Origin of the sequence: Streptomyces sp. E11-3, assembly GCF_046540415.1 — a bacterium.
Lineage (GTDB): Bacteria > Actinomycetota > Actinomycetes > Streptomycetales > Streptomycetaceae > Streptomyces.
Window position 1 is genome coordinate 2,492,716 of sequence record NZ_JAZGRL010000001.1, and the last position, 25,401, is coordinate 2,518,116.

The 25,401-nt window shown below is 70.0% G+C and carries 25 protein-coding genes and 3 tRNA genes; 10 read left to right on the forward strand and 18 right to left on the reverse strand.

Annotated features, from left to right (window positions below; all coding sequences use genetic code 11):
* Positions 1 to 108: 108 nt before the first annotated feature.
* The 4 genes from rsrA to U9R90_RS11165 all read right to left on the reverse strand — a co-directional run bounded on the left by rsrA (position 109) and on the right by U9R90_RS11165 (position 2,855).
* Complete coding sequence (rsrA, locus tag U9R90_RS11150; RefSeq protein ID WP_411056261.1) at positions 109 to 420, reverse strand: mycothiol system anti-sigma-R factor; 312 nt, start codon at positions 418 to 420, stop codon at positions 109 to 111.
* On the reverse strand, positions 417 to 1,076 hold the full coding sequence (locus U9R90_RS11155) for a sigma-70 family RNA polymerase sigma factor (RefSeq protein WP_411057710.1): 660 nt from the start codon (positions 1,074 to 1,076) through the stop codon (positions 417 to 419). The genes rsrA and U9R90_RS11155 overlap by 4 nt, the downstream gene beginning before the upstream one ends.
* A 224-nt stretch (positions 1,077 to 1,300) precedes the next feature.
* On the reverse strand, positions 1,301 to 1,948 hold the full coding sequence (locus U9R90_RS11160) for an alpha/beta family hydrolase (RefSeq protein ID WP_411056262.1): 648 nt from the start codon (positions 1,946 to 1,948) through the stop codon (positions 1,301 to 1,303).
* A 91-nt stretch (positions 1,949 to 2,039) separates the two neighbouring features.
* Entirely contained in the window at positions 2,040 to 2,855 is an 816-nt protein-coding gene (locus U9R90_RS11165; protein WP_411056263.1) for an SOS response-associated peptidase, read from the reverse strand.
* 49 nt (positions 2,856 to 2,904) lie between these two features.
* Here U9R90_RS11165 and U9R90_RS11170 point away from each other — a divergent pair, with 49 nt between their 5' ends.
* The 4 genes from U9R90_RS11170 to U9R90_RS11185 all read left to right on the forward strand — a co-directional run bounded on the left by U9R90_RS11170 (position 2,905) and on the right by U9R90_RS11185 (position 6,528).
* Complete coding sequence (locus U9R90_RS11170; RefSeq protein WP_411056264.1) at positions 2,905 to 3,633, forward strand: M50 family metallopeptidase; 729 nt, start codon at positions 2,905 to 2,907, stop codon at positions 3,631 to 3,633.
* An 85-nt stretch (positions 3,634 to 3,718) separates the two neighbouring features.
* A complete protein-coding gene (gene aroA, locus U9R90_RS11175) occupies positions 3,719 to 5,068 on the forward strand; it encodes a 3-phosphoshikimate 1-carboxyvinyltransferase (protein WP_411056265.1) in 1,350 nt (449 codons plus the stop codon).
* A gap of 4 nt (positions 5,069 to 5,072) precedes the next feature.
* On the forward strand, positions 5,073 to 6,083 hold the full coding sequence (rsgA, locus tag U9R90_RS11180; RefSeq protein ID WP_411056266.1) for a ribosome small subunit-dependent GTPase A: 1,011 nt from the start codon (positions 5,073 to 5,075) through the stop codon (positions 6,081 to 6,083).
* A gap of 121 nt (positions 6,084 to 6,204) precedes the next feature.
* Positions 6,205 to 6,528 carry a DMT family transporter gene (locus U9R90_RS11185; RefSeq protein WP_411056267.1) on the forward strand — a complete coding sequence of 108 codons (324 nt, stop codon included), beginning with the start codon at positions 6,205 to 6,207 and terminating at the stop codon, positions 6,526 to 6,528.
* Between the two features lie 53 nt (positions 6,529 to 6,581).
* Here the strand turns inward: U9R90_RS11185 and U9R90_RS11190 are convergent, their stop codons facing one another.
* Positions 6,582 to 7,166, reverse strand: coding sequence for a TetR/AcrR family transcriptional regulator (locus tag U9R90_RS11190; protein ID WP_411056268.1), 585 nt, complete (start codon positions 7,164 to 7,166; stop codon positions 6,582 to 6,584).
* Between the two features lie 152 nt (positions 7,167 to 7,318).
* On the opposite strand from U9R90_RS11190, the gene hisN reads away from it, so the two are divergent.
* Both hisN and U9R90_RS11200 read left to right on the forward strand, forming a co-directional pair.
* Positions 7,319 to 8,119 carry a histidinol-phosphatase gene (gene hisN, locus U9R90_RS11195; protein WP_411056269.1) on the forward strand — a complete coding sequence of 267 codons (801 nt, stop codon included), beginning with the start codon at positions 7,319 to 7,321 and terminating at the stop codon, positions 8,117 to 8,119.
* Positions 8,120 to 8,270: 151 nt separating this feature from the next.
* Positions 8,271 to 8,675 (forward strand): cyclic nucleotide-binding/CBS domain-containing protein, encoded by a 405-nt coding sequence (locus U9R90_RS11200; RefSeq protein ID WP_411056270.1) that lies wholly within the window; start codon positions 8,271 to 8,273, stop codon positions 8,673 to 8,675.
* A gap of 57 nt (positions 8,676 to 8,732) precedes the next feature.
* On the opposite strand, the gene U9R90_RS11205 is transcribed toward U9R90_RS11200, so the two are convergent.
* Positions 8,733 to 10,184, reverse strand: coding sequence for a catalase (locus tag U9R90_RS11205; RefSeq protein ID WP_411056271.1), 1,452 nt, complete (start codon positions 10,182 to 10,184; stop codon positions 8,733 to 8,735).
* Between the two features lie 145 nt (positions 10,185 to 10,329).
* Here U9R90_RS11205 and U9R90_RS11210 point away from each other — a divergent pair, with 145 nt between their 5' ends.
* Positions 10,330 to 10,746 (forward strand): Fur family transcriptional regulator, encoded by a 417-nt coding sequence (locus U9R90_RS11210; RefSeq protein ID WP_411056272.1) that lies wholly within the window; start codon positions 10,330 to 10,332, stop codon positions 10,744 to 10,746.
* A gap of 154 nt (positions 10,747 to 10,900) precedes the next feature.
* Here the strand turns inward: U9R90_RS11210 and U9R90_RS11215 are convergent.
* From U9R90_RS11215 to U9R90_RS11235, 5 genes are all read right to left on the reverse strand, one after another.
* Positions 10,901 to 10,974 (reverse strand) — tRNA-Met (locus U9R90_RS11215).
* 94 nt (positions 10,975 to 11,068) lie between these two features.
* Positions 11,069 to 13,123 (reverse strand): tetratricopeptide repeat protein, encoded by a 2,055-nt coding sequence (locus tag U9R90_RS11220; protein ID WP_411056273.1) that lies wholly within the window; start codon positions 13,121 to 13,123, stop codon positions 11,069 to 11,071.
* Positions 13,124 to 13,449: 326 nt separating this feature from the next.
* Positions 13,450 to 13,523 (reverse strand) — tRNA-Met (locus tag U9R90_RS11225).
* Between the two features lie 19 nt (positions 13,524 to 13,542).
* Positions 13,543 to 13,630: transfer RNA gene (locus U9R90_RS11230), tRNA-Met, on the reverse strand.
* A gap of 87 nt (positions 13,631 to 13,717) precedes the next feature.
* Entirely contained in the window at positions 13,718 to 16,600 is a 2,883-nt protein-coding gene (locus tag U9R90_RS11235) for a UPF0182 family protein (protein WP_411057711.1), read from the reverse strand.
* A 146-nt stretch (positions 16,601 to 16,746) separates the two neighbouring features.
* Here U9R90_RS11235 and U9R90_RS11240 point away from each other — a divergent pair, with 146 nt between their 5' ends.
* Complete coding sequence (locus U9R90_RS11240; RefSeq protein WP_411056274.1) at positions 16,747 to 17,304, forward strand: PPA1309 family protein; 558 nt, start codon at positions 16,747 to 16,749, stop codon at positions 17,302 to 17,304.
* A 65-nt stretch (positions 17,305 to 17,369) separates the two neighbouring features.
* Here the strand turns inward: U9R90_RS11240 and U9R90_RS11245 are convergent, their stop codons facing one another.
* From U9R90_RS11245 to U9R90_RS11260, 4 genes are all read right to left on the reverse strand, one after another.
* The gene (locus U9R90_RS11245) at positions 17,370 to 18,458 is read right to left on the reverse strand and encodes a PDZ domain-containing protein (RefSeq protein WP_411056275.1); all 1,089 of its coding nucleotides are present in this window, start codon (positions 18,456 to 18,458) and stop codon (positions 17,370 to 17,372) included.
* 95 nt (positions 18,459 to 18,553) lie between these two features.
* Entirely contained in the window at positions 18,554 to 18,742 is a 189-nt protein-coding gene (locus tag U9R90_RS11250; protein WP_411056276.1) for a hypothetical protein, read from the reverse strand.
* 225 nt (positions 18,743 to 18,967) lie between these two features.
* Positions 18,968 to 19,432 (reverse strand): molybdenum cofactor biosynthesis protein MoaE, encoded by a 465-nt coding sequence (locus U9R90_RS11255; RefSeq protein ID WP_411056277.1) that lies wholly within the window; start codon positions 19,430 to 19,432, stop codon positions 18,968 to 18,970.
* 125 nt (positions 19,433 to 19,557) lie between these two features.
* Entirely contained in the window at positions 19,558 to 20,724 is a 1,167-nt protein-coding gene (locus tag U9R90_RS11260; protein WP_411056278.1) for an SDR family oxidoreductase, read from the reverse strand.
* Positions 20,725 to 20,917: 193 nt separating this feature from the next.
* Between U9R90_RS11260 and U9R90_RS11265 the strand changes: the two genes are divergently transcribed.
* Both U9R90_RS11265 and U9R90_RS11270 read left to right on the forward strand, forming a co-directional pair.
* Entirely contained in the window at positions 20,918 to 22,387 is a 1,470-nt protein-coding gene (locus U9R90_RS11265) for a zinc-dependent metalloprotease (protein ID WP_411056279.1), read from the forward strand.
* A complete protein-coding gene (locus tag U9R90_RS11270; RefSeq protein ID WP_411056280.1) occupies positions 22,384 to 22,911 on the forward strand; it encodes an NUDIX hydrolase in 528 nt (175 codons plus the stop codon). The genes U9R90_RS11265 and U9R90_RS11270 overlap by 4 nt, the downstream gene beginning before the upstream one ends.
* A 90-nt stretch (positions 22,912 to 23,001) precedes the next feature.
* On the opposite strand, the gene U9R90_RS11275 is transcribed toward U9R90_RS11270, so the two are convergent.
* The 3 genes from U9R90_RS11275 to U9R90_RS11285 all read right to left on the reverse strand — a co-directional run.
* Positions 23,002 to 23,757, reverse strand: coding sequence for an AIM24 family protein (locus U9R90_RS11275; protein WP_411056281.1), 756 nt, complete (start codon positions 23,755 to 23,757; stop codon positions 23,002 to 23,004).
* A 16-nt stretch (positions 23,758 to 23,773) separates the two neighbouring features.
* Positions 23,774 to 24,457, reverse strand: a complete 684-nt coding sequence (locus U9R90_RS11280; protein WP_411056282.1) for an AIM24 family protein — start codon at positions 24,455 to 24,457, stop codon at positions 23,774 to 23,776.
* Positions 24,458 to 24,467: 10 nt separating this feature from the next.
* Positions 24,468 to 25,401 (reverse strand): AIM24 family protein (locus U9R90_RS11285; RefSeq protein WP_411056283.1); only part of this gene is annotated, 934 nt, incomplete at its 5' end.

A 25,401-nucleotide genomic window follows, 5' to 3' on the forward strand; every position in this document is an offset into this window, starting at 1 on the left:
GGCCCCCCCCCCCCCGGCCCCCCCCCGTCTCCCTGTGCGATGTCCGTTGCGGGATGTCCGTTGAGGGATGTCGTCTTCAGGTGCGATGCCCGTGCCCCGGGCGGGAGTTCAGGACTCCGTCGGCAGCTCGGCCGACGTCGTGAGGTCCTGGTCGGGCACGGCCTGACCCGAGCGGATCAGATCGATCCGCCCCATGACCTTCGACCGCAGGTCGGTCGGTACGTCGTCGTGCCCGCAGCAGCGCTTGACCAGCTTCTTGACCGCCTGTTCGAGGCCGTACTTCTCCAGGCAGGGAGAGCACTCCTCGAAGTGCGTCTCGAACTTGTTGCAGTCGCTGTCGGGCATCTCGCGGTCCAGGAACTCATAGAGATGGTCCAGGACCTCTGAGCAGTCTGTCTCATGCGGCTCTCCGCAGCTCATGAGCCCGAGCCTTTCCTATCGTTCGACGACTCCACCACGCCGGCCGGAACCAGCCCGCGCTCACGGGCGTAGTCCTCAAGCATGCCGCGCAGCTGACGGCGGCCCCGGTGCAGCCGGGACATCACCGTACCGATGGGTGTTCCCATGATGTCCGCGATCTCCTTGTACGCAAAGCCCTCTACGTCTGCCAGATAGACCGCGATACGGAACTCTTCGGGAATCGCCTGCAGCGCCGACTTCACGTCCGAGTCCGGCAGGTGGTCCAGCGCCTGCGACTCGGCGGAGCGCAGCCCCGTGGACATATGCGACTCGGCGCGCGCGAGCTGCCAGTCCTCGATGTCCTCGGCGGCGCTGCGCTGGGGTTCGCGCTGCTTCTTGCGATACGAGTTGATAAACGTGTTGGTAAGGATGCGGTACAGCCAGGCCTTGAGGTTGGTGCCCTCGCGGAACTGGTGGAAGGACGCGTACGCCTTGGCGTAGGTCTCCTGCACCAGGTCCTCGGCATCGGCCGGGTTGCGCGTCATGCGCAGGGCGGCCGAATACATCTGGTCGAGGAACTCGAGCGCGGTCCGCTCGAAGCGGGCGTTGCGCTCAGTAGCCGACTCTTGCGCCGTCTCTTCCACTCGGCCGTCGTCGGTCCCAGTGACCGGACCCACCTCCTCCAGCGATGTGGCGGGACCGATACCGGACCCGCTCGAATCGGAGGATAGACGACGATCGTGCCTGCCCGCCGCTCGAATAGGGGCGGTCTTCACCGCGGCCAGCATGGACTTCTCCAGCTCAGCGGCGCTGGCACGGTTCGGGCAGATGGTCGAACCCATGCGGCGGACTCCCTCTCCAACTGTGTGTACCGACGTCCCGCACAACATCGGTCACGACGTCAACATTCCCGAAGGCCCTTGATCCAGGCGGTGACTTCGTCGGTGATCCGCGCCACTGCTTCGTCCTGCCCGATGTCCGCCCTTTTGGGTACGGCGAACCCATGGTCGCCGTACGGGATCTCGACCAGGTGGTACGAGCCCTTCGGGAACTCCGCGGGCTTCCCGAAGGGGTCGTTGCCGCCCTGGACGACCAGCGTGGGCACTCCGGCGCCGAGCAGCTCATCGGCGCGGGACTTCTCGGGCTTGCCCGGGGGGTGCAGCGGGAAGCTCAGGGCCAGTACGGCATGGGCGCCCAGCTCGGTCGCCGTACGGCAGGCGACGCGCGCGCCGGCGCTGCGGCCCCCGGCGATCACGGGCAGGCCGGGGCGGGCCAGCGCGGGCCACAGGCCGCGCCAGCCCACGTCCAGCGTCTTGGGCGCGGGGGCCACCTTCTTGCCCGCGACCCGCCAGGGCTGCTCCACCAGGGCGACGGTCACGCCGTGTGCGGGCAGCTCGGCGGCCAGTGCGCGCAGGTCGCGGGCCTCGATGCCGCCACCGGCGCCGTGGCTGACGGCCAGCACGAGCCGGGGCCGGTCGGCGGTGTGCCAGGTGATGCGGGCCACGCCCGCGTCGGTCTCGACGAGCTCGCTGCGTTCCTTAGGGGTCACGACGCCATAGTGCCTCGGGCGTGGCGCGGCGGGCGGGAAGGGGCGCCGGGTGCCGTCAGAAGGCTGTGTGCCGCCAGAGAGCCGGGTGCCGTCAGAAGAGGGTGCCCTCCTCAGGGCCGTCCAGTTCCTTCAGCAGGTCCGCTCCGTTGTTCCGTACGTTGCTGACCGCGGTCGACACCGGATAGGCCCGCATCAGCCCCTCCGGAGGCGGGGCGAGCAGCGGCCGCAGGTCGTCGACGGCGGTGCGCGCGGGGTCGAGCCAGGCGTCCCAGCGGTCCGGCGTCAGCATCAGCGGCATCCGCGGGTGGATATCGGCCAGGGACCGCGGCCCGTCGGCCGGGGCGACGCCCAGTGGCCCGGTCTCCGCCTCCGTGGTGATCACGGAGCAGGTCACCCACCAGGCGCCCGGGTGGTCGTCGGGCAGCGTGCGGTCCCGCCAGAACTCGTACAGTCCGGCCATCGCGAAGACCGACCCGTCCGCCGGGGTCACGAAGTACGGCTGCTTGCGTGGCCGCTTCTTCTTGCCCTCGACCTCCAGCTGGCGCTCCGTGTCGCCGGTGACCCACTCGTAGTAGCCGTCGGCCGGGAGGATGCAGCGGCGGGCGGTGAACGCGCGCCGGTAGGACGGCTTCTCGTGCACGGTCTCCGCGCGGGCGTTGATCATCCGGGCGCCGCCCTCGGGCGTCTTGGCCCAGGACGGGACGAGTCCCCACTTGAGCCGGCGCAGCTGGCGAACCGGTTCCGGGCTGTCAGCGTCCTTAAGGGGACGGTCCAGGACCGCGTAGACCTCTTTGGTCGGTGCCACGTTCCAGTCCGGTGCGAGGGCCTCTTCGGGCTCCCACTTATCGATTTCAAAGATTCCCGCGAGATCCTCGGGCCGACGACTCGACGCATACCTACCGCACATACGTGCCACACTGCCAGATCCCCAAAGTGCCGAGGAGCCAATCCCCGCAATGGACAGCATCACCATCGCTTCCGCGTCCCTGACCAGCCTGTGGGACCGCGTCTTCGGCACCCAGTCCGCCCCGGAGCCGTGGCTGGTCTACATCACCGGCATCGCGGCACTCGCCGTGGTGATCACCCAGGGGACCTGGCGTGTCGCCCGTAACGCGATCACCATCGCCCACGAGGGCGGCCACGGCCTGATAGCCCTGGTCACCGGCCGCAAGCTGGAGGGCATCCGGCTGCACTCGGACACCAGTGGCCTCACCGTAAGCCGGGGCAGGCCCACCGGCATCGGCATGATCCTCACCGCCGCCTCGGGGTACACCGCTCCCCCGCTGCTCGGCCTGGGCGGCGCCTGGCTGCTCGCCGCGGACCACATCACGGCGCTGCTGTGGCTGGCGACGGCCCTGCTCATCGTGCTTCTGGTGATGATCCGCAACGTCTACGGCGCGGTGACCGTGATCCTGACCGGTGGCGCCTTCCTGCTGGTGTCCTGGCTCGCCGACGCCGAGGTGCAGGCCGGCTTCGCGTATGTCGTGGTGTGGTTCCTGCTGCTCGGTGGTGTACGACCGGCCTTCGAGCTGCAGGCCAAGCGGCGCCACGGCGGGGCCTCGGACTCGGACGCGGACCAGTTGTCGCGCCTCACCCATGTGCCCGCGGCACTCTGGCTGTTCTTCTTCCACGCCGTCTCGGTGTGCTCGCTGCTGGGCGGCGGCCGCTGGCTGCTCGGCTGGTGACTCGGATACCAGCGCACTGTTTCGACGGGGTTTCGCCACCTTTGATCAAGATCCGCTGTCGGTGCGAGCCATTAAAGTGAGAGGCATGACCGAAAACCCGGCGCACTCCGCCCTCTGGCCCGCCCCGCCCGCGAGCGGAGCCATCCACGCGACGGTCCATGTGCCCGGCTCGAAATCGGTCACCAACCGCGCTCTGGTCCTGGCCGCGCTCGCCGCCGAGCCGGGCTGGCTGCGCCGCCCGCTGCGCTCCCGCGACACCCTGCTGATGGCCGGGGCGCTGCGCACCCTGGGCGTCGGCATCGAGGAGACCGTCTCCTCCAGCTCATCCGCCGCAGGTCAGCCGGACGGCGCGGGCGAAGCGTGGCGGATCATCCCGTCCGGGCTGCACGGCCCGGCCACCGTGGACGTCGGTAACGCCGGTACGGTCATGCGCTTCCTGCCGCCCGTGGCCACTCTCGCGGACGGGGACGTACGGTTCGACGGCGACCCCAGGTCGTACGAGCGCCCGCTGAACGGCGTGATCGACGCCCTGCGCGGCCTGGGCGCCCGGATCGACGACGACGGGCGCGGCGCGCTGCCGATGACCGTGCGCGGCGGCGGTGCCCTGGAGGGTGGCCAGATCGAGATCGACGCCTCCTCGTCCTCGCAGTTCGTCTCCGCGCTGCTGCTCTCCGCCCCGCGCTTCAACCAGGGGGTCGAGGTGCGCCATGTGGGTGGCCGCCTGCCCTCGATGCCACACATCCGGATGACGGTCGACATGCTGCGCGCGGTCGGCGCCCAGGTCGACGCACCCGAGTCCGGTGGCGAGCCCAATGTCTGGCGGGTCACGCCCGGCGCGCTGCTCGGCCGCGATCTGGTCATCGAGCCCGATTTGTCCAACGCCCAGCCGTTCCTGGCGGCCGCCCTGATCACCGGCGGCCGGGTCACCATCCCGGACTGGCCCGAGCGCACCACCCAGCCCGGCGACGCGCTGCGCGAGATCTTCACCGAGATGGGCGGTTCCTGCGAGCTGACCGAGCAGGGGCTGACGTTCACCGGTTCCGGTGCGATCCACGGTATCGATGTGGACCTGGGCGAGGTCGGCGAGCTCACGCCGGGCATCGCGGCGGTGGCGGCGCTCGCCGACTCCCCCTCGACGCTGCGCGGCGTCGCGCACCTGAGGCTGCACGAGACCGACCGCCTCGCGGCGCTCACCAAGGAGATCAACGAACTCGGCGGCGATGTCACCGAGACCGCGGACGGCCTGCACATCCGCCCGCGGCGGCTGCACGGCGGGATCTTCCACACCTACCACGACCACCGCATGGCCACCGCGGGCGCGATCATCGGCCTGGCGGTCAAGGACGTACAGATCGAGAACGTCGCCACGACGGCGAAGACCCTCCCGGACTTCCCCGACCTCTGGACGGACATGCTCGGGGCCCGGAGCAACTGACGCCATGCGCCGCTACGGCAAGAACCCCGACGAGGACGACATCCGGGTCCGCCCCAACCGCAAGGGCAACCGGCCGCGTACGAACATCAGGCCCAAGCACGAGGACGCCGCGGACGGCATGGTCCTCACCGTGGACCGGGGGCGGCTGACCTGTCTCGTCGAGGACCGCGTCGTGATGGCGATGAAGGCGCGGGAACTGGGCCGCAAGGCCGCCGTGGTGGGCGACCAGGTCGCCATCGTCGGCGATCTGTCCGGCAAGAAGGACACCCTGGCCCGGATCGTCCGCATCGAGAAGCGCTCCTCGGTACTGCGCCGCACGGCGGACGACGACGACCCGTACGAGCGCGTGGTCGTCGCCAACGCCGACCAGCTGGCGATCGTCACCGCGCTCGCCGACCCGGAGCCGCGGCCCCGGCTGATCGACCGCTGTCTGGTCGCGGCGTACGACGCCGGTCTTGAGCCGCTGCTGATCCTCACGAAGTCCGACCTGGCCCCGGCGGACAAGCTCCTGGAGGCGTACGGCGCGCTGGGCGTCCCGTACGCCGTCACCAGCCGTGAGGAGCTGGCCAGCGGGGACGCGGCGCTGCGGGTGCGCGAGCTGCTCGACGGTCATGTCACCGCGTTCGTCGGGCACTCAGGCGTCGGCAAGACGACCCTGGTCAACGCGCTGGTGCCCAAGGACCGGCGGCGTAGCACCGGCCATGTCAACGCCGTCACGGGCCGCGGCCGGCACACCACCACATCGGCCCTCGCGCTCCCGCTGACAGACGCCGAGGGCTGGGTCATCGACACTCCCGGCGTACGGTCCTTCGGACTGCACCATGTCGACCCTTCGCGGGTCATCAACGCTTTCCCCGACCTGGAACCCGGCACCGAGGGCTGCCCGCGCGCCTGCAGCCATGACGAGCAGGACTGCGCACTGGACGCGTGGGTCGCCGACGGGCACGCCGATCCGGCGCGGCTCTACTCGCTGCGCAGGTTGCTGGCCACCAGGGAACGGCGCGAAGGCGACTGATCCCGCGGGTGTTTACGCCCGAAGGCCGACGGTAAGTGCATAATCTCAACGGAAGATCCAGGGGAACTGACGAGCAGTGAGCGGGCGCGAAGCGGTCACTTGAGTTCGGGAGGCACACACCATGGCGTGGCTGCTGGTCATTGTCGCCGGGTTCCTGGAGACGGGATTCGCGGTGTGCCTCAAGCTCTCACACGGCTTCACCCGGCTGTGGCCCACGATCTCCTTCGCGATCTTCGCGCTGAGCAGCTTCGGGCTGCTGACCCTCGCCCTGAAGAAGCTGGACGTCGGCCCGGCGTACGCGGTGTGGACGGGTATCGGCGCCGCGGGCACGGCGATCTACGGCATGATCTTCCTCGGCGATGTGGTCTCCACGCTGAAGCTGGTCTCGATCACGCTGGTGATCGTCGGTGTCATAGGGCTGCAGCTGTCGGGCGGCGCGCACTGAGACTCCCGGGCGGCGCGCGCTGAGACCGGCGCCGCGCCCGCACGTGGGCGACACTACCGCGTGGGCAGCAGCTCACCGACGAGACGTGCGGCTCCGTCCTCCGTCGGGGCCACCACACAGGACAGCGCGAGGCGCATCGCCAGCTCGCAGGTCCGCGCCAGCTGCTCTGTCTCGGCCTTCGCCGCGCCCGGCTCACCGAGCGCGGCCACCGCACGGTCCCGTACGAGAGCGATCAGCTCGCCCGGCGCCGGAAGCGCGCCGTCCGCGCGGCGCTGCGCCGGGACCACCGAGCCGGACGGCACCGCGGCCAGCGTCGGCGCGGGCAGCCTCGGGCCCCAGCAGCCGGTGAGCACGGCGTACACCAGGGCGTTGTCCCGACCCATGGTCGCCGTCCACTCCGCCGCGGCCGGCAGCCCGCCCTGGGCGAGCGCCCGGTCGAGCCCCGCCAGATAGCCGTCGGCCTCGCGCCGCACCAGCGCCCTGGCCAGCCCGTCCTTGCTACCGAACTCGTTGTAGAGGGTCTGCCGGGAGACCCCGGCCACGGCGGCGACATCGACCATCCGCACCGCGCTCCACGGGCGGTGCAGCAGTGCGGTGTACGCCGCTTCCAATAAGGCTTCGCGCGCTGCGGGCATCATCGCCTCCCAGCCGATCGGCTCCGCGGCTCAGCGGCTCGGTGCCAGAGTTGACGCGCTTGACCGCACTGTCAATAGCCTTGGCAGGCCGAGGACCTGGTAGCTGGGAGCAGGGCCATGTGGCTGGCATGGACGGCGCTCGATACTGTTCGCCCATGTCCGACTACCACGATGATCTACGCCTCGCCCATGTGCTGGCCGACGCCGCCGACCGCGCGACCATGGAACGCTTCAAGGCTCTGGACCTGAAGGTCGAGACCAAGCCGGACATGACGCCCGTCAGCGAGGCCGACAAGGGCGCCGAGGAACTGATCCGCGGGCAGTTGCAGCGCGCCAGGCCGCGGGACGCGATCCTGGGCGAGGAGTACGGCATCGAGGGCACCGGACCCCGCCGCTGGGTGATCGACCCGATCGACGGCACCAAGAACTACGTGCGCGGTGTGCCGGTCTGGGCGACGCTGATCTCCCTGATGGAGGCGGGCGAGGGCGGCTACCAGCCGGTGGTCGGTGTGGTCTCCGCACCGGCGCTGGGCCGCCGCTGGTGGGCGGCGAAGGGCGCGGGCGCCTACACGGGCCGCAGCCTGACGGCGGCTACCCGGCTCCGGGTCTCCGAGGTGTCGCGGATCTCGGACGCCTCGTTCGCGTACTCCTCGCTGAGCGGCTGGGAGGAGCAGGGGCGCCTGGACGGCTTCCTCGACCTCACGCGCGCGTGCTGGCGCACCCGTGGCTACGGCGACTTCTGGCCGTACATGATGGTCGCCGAGGGCTCTGTGGACATCTGTGCCGAGCCGGAGCTCTCCCTCTGGGACATGGCGGCGAACGCGATCATCGTGACCGAGGCGGGCGGCAGCTTCTCCGGCCTGGACGGCACCCCGGGACCGCACAGCGGAAACGCCGCCGCCTCCAACGGCCGACTCCACGAGGAACTGCTCGGCTACCTCAACCAGCGGTACTGAAACCGACCGAGACCGCACTACTGAGCGACCGCGCTCCCACTTGTTGCCGTTCCGTTTGCCTGCCACTCTGAGAGCGACCCCACTTGTGAACTTGTGAATCCATTCCCTAGGGGTCTAAGGGGTGGATTCACCGAGGAGGTGGCTCCAGCCCATGCTCGTCCGCGACGCCATGAGCACCCTGGTCCTGACCATCGGCCCCGACCACACGCTCCGCCAGGCCGCCCGGCTGATGTCCTCGCGCCGGGTCGGCGCGGCGGTCATCCTGGACACCGATGCCGGCGGTCTCGGCATCCTCACCGAGCGCGACATCCTCAACTCCATCGGCTCGGGCCAGGACCCGGACCTGGAGACCGCTGGCACCCACACCACGACCGACGTCGTGTTCGCCGCTCCGGTGTGGACGCTGGAGGAAGCGGCGGAGGCCATGACACACGGAGGCTTCCGGCATCTGATCGTGCTGGACGACCGGGAACCCGTGGGGATCGTGTCGGTGCGCGACATCATCCGCTGCTGGACACCCAGCCGACAGCACCACTCGGCGACACTGGCGAGCTGAGCGCGACGGCGCCCGGGCGGATCGGATCCACCCGGGCGCCGTACTCAAGCGCGTACGTCAGCCGCGCAGCTCGTTCACCGCGATCTCAAGACGCTTGCCGAAGTCGCCGTCCGCCTGGCGGAAGTTGTTGATCGCGCGCTCGGCGATGTCGTCACGGGAGACACCCGCGATGTTCCCGGCGAGGTTCTCGATCAGGCGCGCCTTCTCGTCATCGGACATCATGCGGTAGAGGTTGCCCGCCTGCACGAAGTCGTTGTCCTCGGCATGGCTGGGGGCCTCGTGGTTGCCCGTGCCACCGGTGACGTCGACCGGCTGCCACAGCGGACGGTCCGTCTGGGACGGGCCGCCGAAGCTGTTCGGCTCGTAGTTCTTGGCGCCCTTGTGGCGGCCGTCGTACAGGAAGCCGTCACGGGAGTTGGTGCGCGCCTCGGTCGCGTGCGGACGGTTCACCGGCAGGTGGTCGGCGTTGATGCCGACGCGGTAGCGGTGGGCGTCGCCGTACGCGAAGAGACGGCCCTGGAGCATCTTGTCCGGGGACGGACCGATACCCGGCACGAAGTGCGCGGGGCTGAAGATCGACTGCTCGACCTCGGCGAAGATGTTCTCCGGGTTGCGATTGAGCTCCAGCTTGCCGATCTCGATCGGCGGGTAGTCCTCGTGCGGCCACACCTTGGTGAGGTCGAACGGGTTGAAGCGGTAGGTGGCCGCGTCGGCCGCCGGCATGATCTGGACCTGGACCGTCCAGGACGGGAAGTCGCCGCGCTCGATCGACTCGCGCAGGTCGCGCTGGTGGCTGTCCGGGTCCTCACCGGCGAGCTTGGCGGCCTCGTCGGCCGTGAGGTTCTTGATGCCCTGGTCGGTCTTGAAGTGGTACTTGACCCAGAAGACTTCGCCGGCCTCGTTGTTCCACTGGTACGTGTGCGAGCCGTAGCCGTTCATGTGGCGCAGCGTGGCCGGGATGCCGCGGTCGCCGAACAGCCAGGTCACCTGGTGCGTGGACTCGGGGCTCAGACCCCAGAAGTCCCATACGTTATCCGCCTCCTGGGAGCCGGTGTACGGGTCGCGCTTCTGGGTGTGGATGAAGTCCGGGAACTTGATGGCGTCCTTGATGAAGAACACCGGGGTGTTGTTCCCGACGAGGTCGTAGTTGCCGTCCTCGGTGTAGAACTTCAGCGCGAAGCCGCGGGGGTCACGCACCGCGTCCGCCGAGCCGAGGTTGCCCGCGACGGTGGAGAAGCGCAGGAAGGTCTCGGTCTGCTTGCCGACCTCGGAGAGGAACTTGGCGCGGGTCCACTGCGAGACGTCGCGGGTCAGCGTGAAGGTGCCGTACGCACCGGCACCGCGCGCGTGCACGATGCGCTCCGGGATGCGCTCGCGGTTGAAGTGCGCGAGCTTCTCGAGCAGCGACTGGTCCTGGACCAGGACGGGGCCACCGACGCCCGCGCTCTCGCTGTTCTGGTTGTCGGCGACCGGCGCTCCGGCCTCCGTGGTGAGCGGTCCCTGCGTCACGTGCGCCTCCTGCGTGCTCTGATGCAAAACCTGTCCCTTGGCTAATGCCGTTCCCGATCCTACAATGGACATTGTCTAAGTCAAGTAAGCATCCAGACTCACACCCGTTCGGGACTTAGGTCCCTTGACTGTTAGGCTGGTCCCCATGAGTGACCTGTTGGAACGACTGCGCGGACGCGGCTGGCGGATGACCGCCCAGCGGCGTGTCGTGGCCGAGGTCCTCGACGGCGACCACGTCCATCTGACGGCCGACGAGGTCCACGCGCGTGCTGTGACGCGCCTGCCGGAGATCTCCCGGGCGACCGTCTACAACACGCTGGGTGAACTGGTCACGCTGGGTGAGGTGCTCGAGGTGTCGACCGACCGCCGGGCCAAGCGCTACGACCCGAACGCGCACCGGCCGCATCACCACCTGGTCTGCGCCCAGTGCGGCGCGATCCGGGACGTGCACCCCGCGGGCGACCCGCTCTCCGACCTCCCGGCCTCGGAGCGCTTCGGCTTCGCGGTCTCGGGCGTCGAGGTCACCTACCGCGGCGTCTGCCCGAACTGCGCCGCCGCCTGACTTGATCTTCTCGGGTTGACCCGAAAGCCCCCCCGCACCGATGGGTACGGGGGGCTTTTCGCGTACGGGTGGGCCTCGGGCGTACGACCGGGTGGGTCCTGGGGTACGACTAAGGCCCGGACTCTCTTACGAGAATCCGGGCCTTGGCCTTCAGTAGCGGGGACAGGATTTGAACCTGCGACCTCTGGGTTATGAGCCCAGCGAGCTACCGAGCTGCTCCACCCCGCGTCGGTGAACACCACCCTACGCGAGGGCTACGACCAGCGCAAATCACTTCCGAACAGCCTCTACCCGGCCTTCCACCCGGCCCTCCATCCGGCCGCTACGCGGTCAGCTCCTGCTGGAGTGCCTTGCTCAGCCGCGCCGCGCGCTCGGCGACCTCCCCGGGGCCGAGGTCCACGGCGCGGTCGCACCAGCGCTGCCCCTCGGCCAGCTCGCCGCGGCGCGCGCAGAGCAGCGCGAGGCGGAGCGCCGCCCGCCCGTGTCCCGCGTCGGCCGCGCGGGTCCACCACAGCAGCGCCTCCGGCTCGCTGCCCTCGCGGGCCAGCAGCAGGCCCAGGTTGAACGCGCCGTTGCGGCTGCCCGCCTCGGCGGCCGCGCGGTACCAGCGGGCCGCCTCGACCACGTCGCCGCGAGCGGCCGCCAGCATGCCGACCCGGACCTGGGCGCGGCGGTGGCCCTGCTCGGCGGCACGCTCGTACCAGGCCTCGCACTCCGACTTCTCGGTGACCGCCTCGCCCAGGACGTCCGGCTGCGGGTGGCAGTCGAGCAGGGTGCCGAGACGGTACGCGGCCTCGGGGCTGCCACCGCCCGCCGCGCACCGCAGGTGGCGCTCGGCGCCCTGCCGGTCCCCCTCGCGGAGCCTGGCGATACCGACCTGGAGGGCAGCCTCGGTGTGACCGGCCGTGGCGGCACGCTCGTACCAGCGCAGGGCGGAGCCGTCCTCGCCGCGGCCCGCGTGCAGGATGCCGAGGTTGAACGCGGCGTCCACGCTGCCCGCCTCGGCGGCCTTGGAGAACCAGGGCTCGGCGCCCGCGGTGTCGCCGACCTGCAGCAGCAGGACGGCCAGCGCGTTGGCCGCCTCGCGGTGGCCCGCGTAGGCGGCGCGGCGGTACCACTGCTCGGCCTGGCTCGCCCGGCCCTGACCGGCGCAGAGCAGCGCGAGGTTGTACGCGCCGTTCACGTCGCCCGCGTCCATCGCCGCGCGGTACCAGCGCTCGGCGGACTGGGTCTCACCCCGCTCGGCGTGCAGCGCGCCCAGGGCGTTGGCGGCGTTGCCGTCGCCGTCCTGGGCGGCCTTGAGCCACCACACGGACGCGCTGTCCTCGTCGCCCGCGTCGCGCAGCAGGAAGCCCAGTGCGCAGGCGGCACGCGACTCGCCGTCTCTGGCCGCCGACAGGTACCAGCGCCCGGCGTCCTTGAGCTCGCCGCGCTGCTCCAGGATCGCGCCCAGGTGCAGGGCGGCCCTGCGGTGCCCGCGCGCGGCGGCCTGGCGGTACCACTGCTCGATCTCCTCGGCGAGGGTCAGCCCGGCAGCGGAGGGCACGCCGTCGGCGCCCACGGCGTGCGAACCGGTAGCGGTCCGGTGCGATCCGGGGGCGGTCCGGTGCGACCCGGTGGCGGTCGGCGCTTCGGCGGCTGCCCGCTCGGGCGCGGCCGGTCCGGCCGCGGCGGGCTCGGGTGCCGTCGGTGCGTCCCCGACCCCCGCGCCCGGCGCGCCGCCGGTGCCGATCACCACCTGCGCGGTACGCAGCAGCTCCGCGCCGAAGACGACCGAGCGCCCCGTCGCATGGTCCGGTGCGCCGTGGCGCGTCGCCGGGCGGGTGCCCGCGGCGGCCCGGCGCTCCAGGGCGCGGGCCAGGCGGTACGCCGCCTCGCGGTGGCCGTGTTCCGCCGCGGTGCGCATCCAGCGCTCGGCGCCGACGTCGCTGCGGTGCTCAAGGAGGTCGGCCAGCGCGTACGCGCCGAGCACATGGCCCTGCTCGGCGGACTGGCGCAGCCAGTACTCGGCGGCGGGCTCGTCCCCGCGCTCGCGGTGGTGGCGCCCGAGTGCGTGCGCGGCGGCGGCGGAACCGGCGACGGCGGCGATCCGCCACCAGCCGGCCGCCTCGTCCGCGTACCCGCGCTGATGGAGCAGGACCCCGAGGTTGTTCGCGGCGGCGCGGTCGCCGTCTGCGGTGGCGGCGCGCAGATAGGACTCGGCACCGTCAAGATCGCCGCGGCGCAGCAGGAGGGCCCCGAGGACGCTCATCGCGGCGGTGTCGCCCGCGTCGGCGGCGCTCCGGTGGCGCACCTCGTCCTCGGCCTCACCGGGTTCTTCCCGGTCGGCCGACCGTGTAAGTCGCCCTGTCTCCAACAGAGTCGTCCTGTCCCCCATACCATCCATCGTCGCACCACCTGCAACCCGGGTACACCTGGTATACCGCGGCCAGTGAGGTCACTTCAGCGTTTTGTCGACATGCCCACAGAGAGATAAGTCAAACACAGATTTGCCAACTCCCCCCAGGCGAGGCATCCGTCACCCGCACGACCGAGTGACCGTCGGTCAACTGACCGGTGGGCAGCGGCCGTACAGTCGCGCACCGAAGCGGTACCGCACAAGACGAAGGCCCGGATTCTCAATTGAGAATCCGGGCCTTCGTCTTCAGTAGCGGGGACAGGATTTGAACCTGCGACCTCTGGGTTATGAGCCCAGCGCTTCAGTAGCGGGGACAGGATTTGAACCTGCGACCTCTGGGTTATGAGCCCAGCGAGCTACCGAGCTGCTCCACCCCGCGACCTGCGACCTCTGGGTTATGAGCCCAGCGAGCTACCGAGCTGCTCCACCCCGCGCCGTGCGACCTCTGGGTTATGAGCCCAGCGAGCTACCGAGCTGCTCCACCCCGCGCCGTTGTGTACAAACCGTACCACGGCGCGAGGGGGAGTCCTGACGCGTCAGGGCAGGCCCAGGGCCTGCCCGGCGGGGGCAGTCCTAGTCGCCGCCCGACCCGCCCTCCTTCTCACGGGCCGCGCGGCCCCGCTCAAGGGCCTTCTCCAGCTCGTCCATCGCCTTGGCGTACTCCGCCAGGTCGCCGTCCTTCAGTGCCTCCTGGCCCTTCTCGTACGCCTTCTGGGCGTCGTCGAAGGCCTTCTCCACCGTCGGGTCCTTGGGCTCCTCGGTGCCTGGCTCCTCACCTGGATCGGCTGGCTCCTCGGGTTCCTTCGGTTCTTCGCCGTTGGCTCCGAACACCTTGTTGAGCGCCTCGGTGAGGTTGTCCTCGAAGGCCGTCTCGCCGCCGTAGGAGACGGCGACCTTCTTCAGCAGCGGGTACTGCGCGCTGCTGCCCTGCACATAGATCGGCTCGACGTAGAGGAAGTCGTCGTTCATCGGCACGGCCAGCAGGTTGCCGAAGAGCATGTTCGACTTCGACGTCTCCGCGTTGCGGGTGAACTCCTGGACGTCTCCCCTCGAACTCAGCTTGCTCTGCCACTGGACGGGGCCGTCGACGTTGTCACCCTTGACCCGCAGCAGCCTTATCGAGCCGTAGTCCTTGCTGTTGGCATCCGCGTCCACCGCCATGTAGGAGGCCAGGTGCGGGCGTCCACTGGGGGTGTAGGTGCTGGTCAGCGAGAACTTCTGGCCGCTGTCACCGGGCATCCTCAGCGACAGGTAGTACGGCGGGACGGCCGTGTCGCCCTTGCTCGTCGGGTCGTTGGGGACCTGCCACACATCACTCGCGTTGTAGAACTGCGTGGCGCTGGTGACGTGGTAGGTGCTCAGCAACTCGCGCTGGACCTTGAACATGTCCTGCGGGTACCGCAGGTGCTCCTTGAGCTCCGCGGGGATCTCGCTCTTGGCCTTGACCGTGCCCGGGAACGCCTTCTTCCAGGTCTTCAGGACCGGGTCCTTCTCGTCCCACTCGTAGAGGCTGACCGTGCCGTCATAGGCGTCGACGGTGGCCTTCACCGAGTTGCGGATGTAGTTGACCCGGTTCTCCTGGGCGAGGACGGCCCGCTGGCTGTCGTCGTCGGTCAGCGAGTCCGCGGTGGTGTCACCCAGGGTGGTGCGCGAGGAGTACGGGTAGCCGTTGCTGGTGGTGTAGGCGTCGACGATCCACTGGACCTTGCCGCCGATCACCGCCGGGTAGGCGTCACCGTCGATGGTCAGCCACGGGGCGACCGCCTCGACGCGCTCCTTGGGCGTGCGGTTGTAGAGGATCTCCGAACCCTCGCCAATCGCTCCCGAGTACAGGATCTGCGGCTCGCTGAAGACCGCCGCGTACGCCGCGCGGTTTATCGGGTTCGAGAGGTCGATCCCGCCCTTGCCCGTGTAGCTGTACGTCTTCTGGCCACCGGCCTGCTCGTAGTCGAGCTCCTTCTGGGGCCCGCCGACGATCGAGTACTGGGTGGTCTTCTCGCCGAAGTAGATCCGCTGCTGGTAGTCCTTGGGGAAGTCACCGGTGGTCGGCAGACCCGACGAGGTGAAGTCCGGGGTCCCCTCGGAGCCCTTCTCGATGTCGGTGCCCTTGGCCGCGACCGCGCCGTAGCCGTGGGTGTAGATGAAGTGCTGGTTGATCCAGTTGCGCTTGTCGACCCGGTCGAGGTCCAGCTCACGCAGACCGATGATCGTGTCCTGGCCCTTGTACCGGTCCACGTCCAGCGTCGTCGGGAACTGGTAGTACTTGCGCTCCTGCTGCAGCTGCTGGAAGGACGGCGAGACGATGTTCGGGTCGTTCAGCCGGTAGCTCGCCGTCGTGTCGGCGGCGGCCCGCAGGTCCTTCGGGTCCTGCTTGGCGTCGTCCTTGTCCGCGTAGTCCTCGGGCTTCACATCGGCGATGCCGTAGGCCTCACGGGTCGCGTCGATGTTCTTCTTGATGTACGGCGTCTCCTTGGCCTGCTCGTTCGGCTTGACCTGGAACTGCTGCACGATCGCCGGGTAGAGGCCGCCGATCAGCAGAGCGGAGAGCACCATCAGGCCGAAGCCGATCAGCGGCAGCTGCCAGGTGCGCCGCCACAGGGTGGCGAAGAAGAGCACCGCGCAGATGACCGCGATGCAGAACAGGATCGTCTTGGCCGGCAGATAGGCGTTGGCGTCGACGTACCGCAGGCCCACCCAGTTGTCGGCGTTCTTCAGGTCGCCGGACTTGACCACCAGGCCGTACCGGTCGAACCAGTACGCGACGGCCTTGAGCGCCACGAAGATGCCGAGCAGCACCGAGAGGTGACCGGTGGCAGCCGCCGTGGCCCGCGATCCCGGCGTGGTGATGCGCAGCCCGCCGTACAGATAGTGGGTCAGGGCGGCGGCGATCAGTCCGAGCACCGCCGCGGCGAACCCGAAGCCGAGCAGGAAGCGGTACCAGGGCAGATCGAACATGTAGAAGGCGATGTCCATCTTGAACTGCGCGTCCGTCTGCCCGAAGGACGTGCCGTTCACCCACAGCATCCAGGTGCGCCACTGGCCCGAGGCGGAGGCGCCGGCGATCAGCCCGACCAGGGCGGTGATCGCGAGCAGAATCCACTTCTTGTACGGCGCGATGCTCATGCGGTAGCGATCGAGGCTCTGCTGCTCCATCGACATGGCGCTCAGCGGCGGCCGCAGTCGGTGGGCCAGCCAGATGTTGACGCCCACGGCCGCCGACATCAGCAGCCCGAAGACGGTGAACAGTCCGATCTTGGTCCACAGGGTCCTGGTGAACACCGAGGAGTAGTTGACGGACCTATACCACAGCCAGTCCGTCCAGAAGCCCGCGAACATGACGAAGAGCATGGCCAGGACGGCCAGGATGCCCAACGTCAGAAGCAGGTTCCGGACCCGACGGGAGGGTCGGCCCACTTTGATCCGTGGCCCGGATGGGCCTCCGCCGCGGTCCGGCATCTGGAAAGCCAAGGTGCGCACCTCTAAGTTCGCTGTGGAGTCGCTGTCGGTAGAGCAGGCTCAGCGATCGTAGAGCCCACTCATGCAACTTACCGAAGCTTTACTCAGTTCCCGATCTCGGGGCTGAACGAGGCAGGATGTTGGTTATGCCCAACCATTCCCCCTCCGGTCCCCCGATGGCCGCGAGCCCACTCACCCGTGCCGTGCTCGAGATCGACGAATACATCGCCGGACTCGGCTGGGACCAGCCCGCGCGGCTGTTCGCCCTTGTCGACAGCGCCCAGCTGCGCACCCAGGAGCCGGGGCTCGCCGAGCGCCTCGGCCTGACCGGCGACGAGTCCGCCGCCAACCTCACCCCCATCGAACAGGAGGAGCTCCCGGCCGGCAGCCCGCTGGACGAGTTCCTCGGCACGATCGCCTGGCCGGACGCGGTGGCCGGCTGCGCCCTCACCGTGGAGCGGATGATGCTGCCGCCGTCCGCGGAGGCCTCGGTACCGGATGGCCTGAACGAGGCGCAGCTGGCCAAGTGGGTAGCCAAGCACCCGGACCGCCAGGAGGTCCGGATGACGGTCGCGGTGCTGCGCGACGGCGCGCGCGAGTCGGCGCTGCGGCTGCGCGAGAAGGACTCCCCGACCGAGGTGCTCACCGGGTCCGACCTGGTCCCGGGGCTGGCAGAGGCGCTGGCCGCGACCTTCGCCGCCTAGCTTTCAGCGGCGTACGCGGCTGGGGTGTCCGGTCGCGTACGCCACCGCCTCCGTCCGGACAGGCCTTAGCTCTTCGTGCACTGGGGCAGATCGGAGGTCTTGCCCTCGGCGATCTTCTCGACGGACTCCCGTGCGTCGTCGATCGTCTTGACCTTGACCAGGGTCAGCCCGTCGGGGACGTTCTTCAGGGCGCTGGCGCAGTTGTCCTCGGGGGTGAGGAAGTACTCGGCGCCGTTGTTGCGCGCCCCCACGGTCTTCATCCCGATCCCGCCGATCGGGCCGACCGTGCCCTCCTCGTCGATGGTGCCGGTCCCGGCGACGAACCTTCCGCCGGTGAGGTCCTCGGGCGTCAGCTTGTCGACGATGCCGAGCGCGAACATCAGCCCCGCGCTGGGTCCGCCCACGTCGGGCAGCGTGATGTCGATCGTGAACGGATACGTGTAGTCCTTGCCCGCCCGGATGCCGACGAGCGCGCGGTTGTCGTCCTCGGCCTTCTGGGTGGTGATGGTGACCTGCTTGGTCTCGGTCGGCTCCCGGTCCGCCTTCTCGGCGGCGACCGCCTCCTTGGCCGGGACGATGGTGAAGACGACGTCCTCACCCGGCTGGTGCTTGGTGACCAGCTTCGCCACATCCGACGGCTGCTTCACCGCCTTACCGTCCACGTCCTTGATCACATCGCCCGCGTGCAGCTTCCCCTGGGAGGGGCTGTCCTTGACGACCGTGGCGACGACGACCTGGGAGCTCACCGGGATGTCCAGCTCCCCCAGGGCCGCGACCTTGGCGGTCTCCTGGGACTGGGTGAATTCCTCGGCGTTCTCCTGCGTCGACTGCTCTTCCGTCTTGCCGTTGGGGTAGAGCGTGTCGTGCGGCACCACGAGGTTGTCGTCCGCCAGCCAGCCGTACATCGCCTTGAACAGGGTCATCTTGTAGTCGGCGCTGGTGACCCGGACCGTGGTCATGTTGAGATTGCCGGTCGTGTCGTAGGACTCGCGCCCGGTGATCTTGATCACCGGTTCGCCGCGCTGCTCGCCCAGGGTGTTCTCCGTCGGCCCGGGCGACATCTCCGAGTACGGCACGTTGATGAGCAGTCCCGCGCAGAGCAGAGCGATCAGCATCAGGGTCGAGGCGAGCATCGTCGCGGTGCGGCGTGGCATGGAACGACAGTACGGGACAGGCCTGTGAGTGCACCGCTGGGGCCGGTCCGTTGGTGGTCGGCCCCGGTGCTCGGGGCCGGGTGCCGGAGTGGGCCTCAGCGGATGTCCGAGCCGGATTCCGACTTCTCCAGCGCGGCCCGTTTCTCCATCGCGGCCCGGAACCGCGCATAGCCGTCGAGCTCCGAGCCGTCTCCCGTACGGCGATGGCTGGCGGCCCAGCTGCCCCACATCCCGGCACCGATCGCAGCCATCAGCGGAATCAGCAACCACGCAAGTACTGCCACGCCGTCCTCCCGACCCCCTGAGCGAACGCAACTGACTGATCAGCAGATAAACCCTCCGCACAGTCAACGCTCACCGGAGCCTTCCGGTTACGCAACCGGAAAACCCTCGGGGCGGGGTGGCCGCAAAGGTCAGCGGGCACCGAGGGAGTCAGCGAGCGCCGCGGGAGTCAGTAGACGCCGAAGGGACCGGCAGACGCCGAAGGGACCGGCCAGACGCCGAAGAGGTCAGCAGGCGCCGACCCACTCCTCGGTGCCGTCCGAGAACGTCTGGTGCTTCCAGATCGGCACCTCGTGCTTGAGGTCGTCGATCAGCTGGCGGCAGGCGGCGAAGGCCTCGGCGCGGTGCGGGCAGGACACGGCGACGACCACCGCGAGGTCGCCGACCACGAGGTCACCGACCCGGTGCACGGCGGCCAGGGCGCGCACCGGGTGCTCGGCGACGACCTTCTCGGCCACCCGCCGCAGCTCGGCCTCGGCCGTGGGATGGCACGAGTAGCCGAGCGCGTCGACGTCGGCGCCGCCGTCGTGGTTGCGCACGGTGCCCACGAAGAGCGCGGTGCCGCCCGCGGCGTCGTCACCGGCGGCCTTGAAGACCTCGTCGAGCGAGAGCGGGGTGTCGCGGATGGCGAGCAGCCGGATCGGGTCCTGTGCTGCCTGCTCGCCGGGGTGGTCGTACCGTGCTGCTGCCATGCCGACCATGGTGCCGTACGGGACTGACATCGCGGAATAGCGATTTCGACCGGCCTGCGGTCCCGGCGTATGGAGCCTCCTACAGAAGCCGCCCGCGGACGGTTACCCGCCGCTCCATGCCGCGCCTACATGCCACGCCGCTTGCGGACCTTGCGTACCAGCGCGGCCGTGCCGAGGAGCGCGACCGTCGCACCCGCCGCACCCGCGGCCGTCGCGTCCTTGCGGCCGAGCCGCCGTCCGGCGACGGTGTGCCGTCCCGCGACCTCTTCGAGAAGTTCCGCGAGGACCTCCTCGTTGGTCCACCGCGGCCGCCAGCCCGCGTCGTGCAGCCCGGTGACGCTCACGACCCAGGGGTACATCGTGTACGCCAGGTCACCGGCCGGTGACGGGGTGAGACCGATCCGGTGCAGCCGGGCGGCGGCCCCCAGGGCGACCGCCGAAGGGAGTTCCATCCGGCGGATGCCGCTGAGCTCCTCGACCTCCTCCTGCTCCAGCCACCCGTCGCAGCCGACGGCCAGCTCGCCCTCGACCTTCTCCAGTACGGCGTACTCCAGGGCGCTGCACAGGTCCTCGACGTGGCAGAACTGCCACACAGGGCGTGAATCGGCCACCACCAGGAGGCGCGGCGACTCGAAGTAGCGGGTCAGCGCGGTGTCGGTGCCGCCCACCAGGACGGTGGGCCGCAGCACGGTGACATTGAGCCCGGGGTGGGCGCGAGGGGCGCGGCGGGCGAGGCGTTCGATCTCCAGAAGGTCGCCGACACCGGTGGCCTCCGCGGTCGCGCGCAGCTCGGCGTCCTCGGCGAGCGGCAGCTCGTTCTCCGGCAGGGCCCCGTAGACCATCGCCGATGTGCACAGCACCACCCGGTGCACCCCAGCCGCCGCGGCGGCCGTGAGCACGGTCTGGGTCCCCCGGACGTTGTAGGCCGTACGGGCCGCGGGGTCGGTGTCCAGGTCGAGATCGAGGGCGAGGTGGACGACGACGTCCGCGCCACGCAGCTTCTCGGCGATGGCCGGGTCACGGACGTCGAGGATGTGCCACTGTGCCGCCGCGCACTCTCCCCTGCGTTCGTCGATGGCCATGACCTGCTTGATCGCGTCGGATGCGGCCAGGCGCTCGGTCAGCAGCGCGCCGACGCCGGACGCGGCACCCGTGATGGCCACCACGGGGCCGCGCGCCGCCGCGGAGGCGCCGGAGCGAAGTGGCTCGGTCGAGGGCTGGTGGCCGGATGTCGCGTGGGTAATAGTTGAGTGGTTTCGCGCTGCGCGAACCTGCGGATCTGGGGAACTCACCGGGCGTCTCCAGCGGTTGTCTTCAGTACGTACGTGAAAGACACGTACGTACCAGGTGGCGTCCATCCTGCCGCAGCCCGCGAGGCAGCGGAGCACCGAGCCCCGAAGCTGCTCGGGTGTCTACGCTGGGTGGCGAAAGTCGGGCAGCCGCCGTCGGCCAGTCGGTCGACGGCCCAACGAGCCGAGGATTCCCGTGAGTGACACCCCATTCGGATTCGGCCTTCCGCCGGAGGAGCCGGAGAACGGCGACGAGGGCAAGAAGAAGGACACCCCCGGTGGGGGGCAGGGCGCCGGTGGCCAAGGACCCGCGGGCCCGTTCGGCTTCGGGGCGGGCGGCGCCGGTGGCGACAATCCGTTCGCCGCGATGTTCGGTTCCATGAACCCGAACGACCTGGGCGCCGCCTTCCAGCAGCTGGGCCAGATGCTCTCGTACGAGGGCGGCCCGGTGAACTGGGACATGGCCAAGCAGATCGCCCGGCAGACCGTCTCCCAGGGCACCTCTGACGGCACCAAGGACGCCAGCGTCGGCCCGGCCGAGCGCTCCGGCGTCGAGGAGGCCGTGCGCCTCGCCGACCTGTGGCTGGACGGCGCGACCTCGCTGCCCTCCGGGGCGGGTACGGCCGTGGCCTGGTCCCGGGCCGAGTGGGTCGAGGCGACGCTGCCGGTGTGGCAGGAGCTCGTCGACCCGGTGGCCGAGCGGGTCGGGGCCGCCATGGGCGACGTACTGCCCGAGGAGATGCAGGCCATGGCCGGCCCGCTGCTCGGGATGATGCGCTCCATGGGCGGCGCGATGTTCGGCCAGCAGATCGGGCAGGCCGTGGGCGTGCTCGCGGGCGAGGTGGTCGGCTCGACCGACATCGGGCTCCCGCTGGCCCCGGCGGGCAAGGCCGCGCTGCTTCCGGTCAACATCGCGGCGTTCGGCAAGGACCTGGGTGTGCCCCAGGACGAGGTCCGGCTGTATCTGGCCCTTCGCGAGGCGGCCCACCAGCGGCTGTTCGCGCATGTGCCGTGGCTGCGCTCGCATCTGTTCGGCGCGGTCGAGGGGTACGCGCGCGGCATCAAGGTCGACACCTCCAAGCTGGAGGACGTGGTCGGCCAGTTCGACCCGCAGAACCCCGAGGAGCTGCAGAGCGCGCTGCAGCAGGGCATGTTCCAGCCCGAGGACACCCCGGAGCAGAAGGCCGCGCTGGCCCGCCTGGAGACGGCGCTCGCGCTGGTCGAGGGCTGGGTGGACGCGGTGGTGCACGAGGCCGCCAAGGACCGGCTGACCTCGGCGTCGGCACTGCGCGAGACGCTGCGCAGGCGGCGTGCCACGGGCGGCCCCGCGGAGCAGACGTTCGCGACGCTGATCGGGCTCGAGCTGCGGCCGCGTCGGCTGCGGGACGCCTCGCGGCTGTGGGCCTCGCTCACGGACGCGCGCGGGGTGGACGGCCGGGACGCCCTGTGGGAGCACCCGGACATGCTGCCGACCGCCCACGACCTGGACGACCCGGACGGCTTCGTCCACCACGAGCAGCTGGACTTCTCCGAGCTGGACAAGATGCTCGGCGAGGCGGCGGGCCGCGGCCCCACGGCCAAGCCGGACCTCAAGAAGGACGAGCTCAAGGACGAGCTCAAGGACGACGAGGGCGGCACAGACAGCAAGGGCGACGACAGCGAGTGAGCCTGCACGACGACGCGGTTCTCGTACTGAAGAGCTACGAGGGCCAGGAAGAGCTGCGCCAGGCCTATCTGGACCACCTGGCCGCCCAGCCCGACGGCATGTGGAAGGCCTGCGAGTCCGGCCATCTCACGGCGAGCGCCCTGGTCATCGATCCCTCGCGCGGACGCGTGCTGCTGACCCTGCACAGGAAGCTGCGGATGTGGCTGCAGATGGGCGGGCACTGCGAGCCCCAGGACGCCACCCTCGCCGAGGCGGCGCTGCGCGAGGCCACCGAGGAGTCGGGGATCTCCGGCCTGACGCTGGTGCCCGGTGGCCCGGTGACGCTGGACCGGCATCCGATCCCGGCGCCCTGCCACTGGCATCTCGATGTGCAGTACGCCGCCCTGGCGCCGGCCGGTGCGGTCGAGCAGATCAGCGAGGAGTCGCTGGATCTGCGCTGGTTCACCTATGACGAGGTGGCCGATGTGAGCGACGGATCGGTGCTGCGGCTGGTTGCGGCCGCCCGCGCACGCCTCAAGGTCTAACGCGCACGCCTCAAGGTCTAAGGGGACAGGCACAGGTAAGGGGCGGTCGCCCAGGCGACCGCCCCTTACCCCTATCCGATCCCGTCGCGGTCAGTTCCAGGCGTTGCCCTGGTTCTGGCCGTGCACGCCCTGCTGGCCCATGCCGAACTGCGCGGCCAGGCCCTGACCGATCACGGCGTTCTGCGGCGGCAGCATCTCGCTGGGCTGGACGAGGGCGAAGCCCTGGCCCATGAAGCTCAGTTCCCAGCCCTCACCGGTGTTGCCACGGCGGCGCCAGACGCCCGACGAGCTCGTCTGGGACTGCATCTGGACCCGGAGGGACGTGGACCAGGCGACCACCGCGTCGGCGTCGGCGTTGACGTACTTCTCCGGCGTGACCTGCATCATCAGGGGCTGCCCCGAGGTCATCAGGGCCACCTTGCCCTGGCCGCTGATGGCCAGGTTGTACTTGCCGGAGCCGGAGATGCCGTACTGGCTGTCGACATTGATGACGTCCCAGTGCAGATGGGAGTCCAGGGCCAGGACGTACGCGCCGTCGACGGTCAGACCGTCGTGGTCCACGTCGACGATGTGGATGCTCTGGGCGAGGTTGGCGAGGTAGACGGTGCCCTGCCCGGAGCAGCGCATCAGGCTCAGGCCCTCGCCCGTCCTGGCCCGGGCCCGGTGCTGGCCGCGGGTCTGGTACTCGCCGTCGAACTCGAGCATCCCCTGGTAGGCGACCATGCTGCCTTGGCGGGCCAGGATGTCCTCGTTGCCGGACAGGGAGATGCGCAGCAGTCTCTCGTTCTGGAGCGCGTAGCGGTCCTGTGTCTGGACCTCAGTGTGTGCGAAAAGCGGGCTCTGCATGGTGTGTTCGCTCCCCTCAGCCGCGTGCCCGGAGGCGGTCGGCGCTGTCCTCGCTGGGCTGTACGACGACGAAGCCCTGGCCCGAGAAGCCCAGCTGGTAGGCCTCGCCGCTGCCGCGGCCGATCATCGAGGAGGCCTTGAAGCTGCGCTTGCCCTTCACCTTGAGGTTCGTGGACCAGGCGACGAGGGCGTCCGGGTCGACATAGGTCTCGTCCTCGCCGCGCCCGCAGTCGACCACGATCGGGGTGCCGCGGGAGGTCAGGGCGACCCAGCCGGTGCCCGTGATCGAGACGTTGAACAGGCCCTGTCCGCTGAACTTGGCCATGCCCTTGACCCGCTCGACCCGCCACTGGAGCTGGGCGTCGAAGGCCAGCACATTGGTGCCGTTGACCGACAGGCTGTCGCCCGCGAGGTTGAGGACGACGACATCGGCGCCGTAGTCCGCGAGGTAGAGCAGCCCGTCGCCGTGGCAGCGCATCAGTGGGGCGCCTTCGCCCGTGAGCCACTGGGAGGCCATCTGGCGGACGGCGGGCGGATTGGGCTCGTACTGCACAAAGCCCTCGTAGGCGACCATCGAGCCGGTGCGGGCGAAGAGGTCGTGGCCGCTCTGCATGGCGACCTTGAGCATGTTGCTGCCGTGGTTCTCCATGCGGTGGACGGGCGGGGTCGGGGCGAAGCCCGCGATCGGCTGCTGAGTCATGACGGGCTCCTCAGACCTCGTAGGGCTGGACGACGATGAAGTTGCCGGGCGCGCCGCGGAACTGGAGGTTCACGCTCTCCCCGCTGTGTCCGGGGTAGGCCTGCCGGCGCAGCCGCACCTGGCTGGAGACGATCACCTGCGAGGCGGCCGACCAGGCGACCACGGCGTCGGCGTCCGCGAAGGTCGTCGGGGTGACCGGGAGGACGACCGGGGTGCCCTTGGTCTTCACCACGACGGTGCCCGTGCCCTGGAACTGCATGGTGTACAGCGCGCCGCCGGGGATGCCGTGGCCCTCGATGCGGCGCACCTCGTGCTGCAGCGACTCGTCGAAGGCGAGGACGTTCTCCGCGGAGACGCAGATCGCGTCGCCCTGGAGCTCGATGGGGTGCAGATACGCGGCGTCCTCGGCGAAGAACACCTGGCCGCCGCCGGTGCAGCGCATGAGCTGCATCTCCTGGCCGGTGGCGTTGCCGGTGATACGGCCGCGGAATCCGGCGCTCTTGTAGCTGAAGTCGACCTTGCCCTGGTACAGGACCATGCTGCCCTGCCGGGCGAGCACGGGCTGCGGGTCGACGCCGAGGTCGGCGCGGGCGAGCTGGCCGTTCTGCAGGGCCCAGCGCTGGCCGGTGGGGGCCTCGCGGTACTTCTCCAGGGTGACGCCGAGTCCTGCGCCGGCGCCCTGGGGTACTCCCTGGGGTGCGCCCTGCGGCATTCCCTGGGGCGCGCCCGTGGGCTGTCCGTACGGGGCAGGGGCGGCGGGCTGGCCGGGGACCTGGCCGAACTGCGGCTGCTGGGGCGGCTGTCCGTACGGCTGTGCCGGCTGCTGCCCGTACGGCGCGGGTGCCGGCGGGGGCGGCATCGTGCCGCCCTGGGGGGCCAGCGGTGCGGCCATGGTCGGCGCACCGTGCATGTTCGGTGCGGCGGGGGCCGGGGCCTGGGCCGGA

Coding starts and splice junctions, on each gene's coding strand:
- U9R90_RS11255 (WP_411056277.1), bottom strand. CDS start 19,432: ATGGCAGCAGCACGGTACGACCACCCCGGCGAGCAGGCAGCACAGGAC.
- U9R90_RS11185 (WP_411056267.1), top strand. CDS start 6,205: ATGGCGTGGCTGCTGGTCATTGTCGCCGGGTTCCTGGAGACGGGATTC.
- U9R90_RS11280 (WP_411056282.1), bottom strand. CDS start 24,457: ATGACTCAGCAGCCGATCGCGGGCTTCGCCCCGACCCCGCCCGTCCAC.
- U9R90_RS11165 (WP_411056263.1), bottom strand. CDS start 2,855: ATGTGCGGTAGGTATGCGTCGAGTCGTCGGCCCGAGGATCTCGCGGGA.
- U9R90_RS11275 (WP_411056281.1), bottom strand. CDS start 23,757: ATGCAGAGCCCGCTTTTCGCACACACTGAGGTCCAGACACAGGACCGC.
- aroA (WP_411056265.1), top strand. CDS start 3,719: ATGACCGAAAACCCGGCGCACTCCGCCCTCTGGCCCGCCCCGCCCGCG.
- U9R90_RS11200 (WP_411056270.1), top strand. CDS start 8,271: ATGCTCGTCCGCGACGCCATGAGCACCCTGGTCCTGACCATCGGCCCC.
- rsgA (WP_411056266.1), top strand. CDS start 5,073: ATGCGCCGCTACGGCAAGAACCCCGACGAGGACGACATCCGGGTCCGC.
- U9R90_RS11170 (WP_411056264.1), top strand. CDS start 2,905: ATGGACAGCATCACCATCGCTTCCGCGTCCCTGACCAGCCTGTGGGAC.
- rsrA (WP_411056261.1), bottom strand. CDS start 420: ATGAGCTGCGGAGAGCCGCATGAGACAGACTGCTCAGAGGTCCTGGAC.
- hisN (WP_411056269.1), top strand. CDS start 7,319: ATGTCCGACTACCACGATGATCTACGCCTCGCCCATGTGCTGGCCGAC.
- U9R90_RS11235 (WP_411057711.1), bottom strand. CDS start 16,600: ATGCCGGACCGCGGCGGAGGCCCATCCGGGCCACGGATCAAAGTGGGC.
- U9R90_RS11245 (WP_411056275.1), bottom strand. CDS start 18,458: ATGCCACGCCGCACCGCGACGATGCTCGCCTCGACCCTGATGCTGATC.
- U9R90_RS11220 (WP_411056273.1), bottom strand. CDS start 13,123: ATGGGGGACAGGACGACTCTGTTGGAGACAGGGCGACTTACACGGTCG.
- U9R90_RS11210 (WP_411056272.1), top strand. CDS start 10,330: ATGAGTGACCTGTTGGAACGACTGCGCGGACGCGGCTGGCGGATGACC.
- U9R90_RS11190 (WP_411056268.1), bottom strand. CDS start 7,166: ATGATGCCCGCAGCGCGCGAAGCCTTATTGGAAGCGGCGTACACCGCA.
- U9R90_RS11240 (WP_411056274.1), top strand. CDS start 16,747: ATGCCCAACCATTCCCCCTCCGGTCCCCCGATGGCCGCGAGCCCACTC.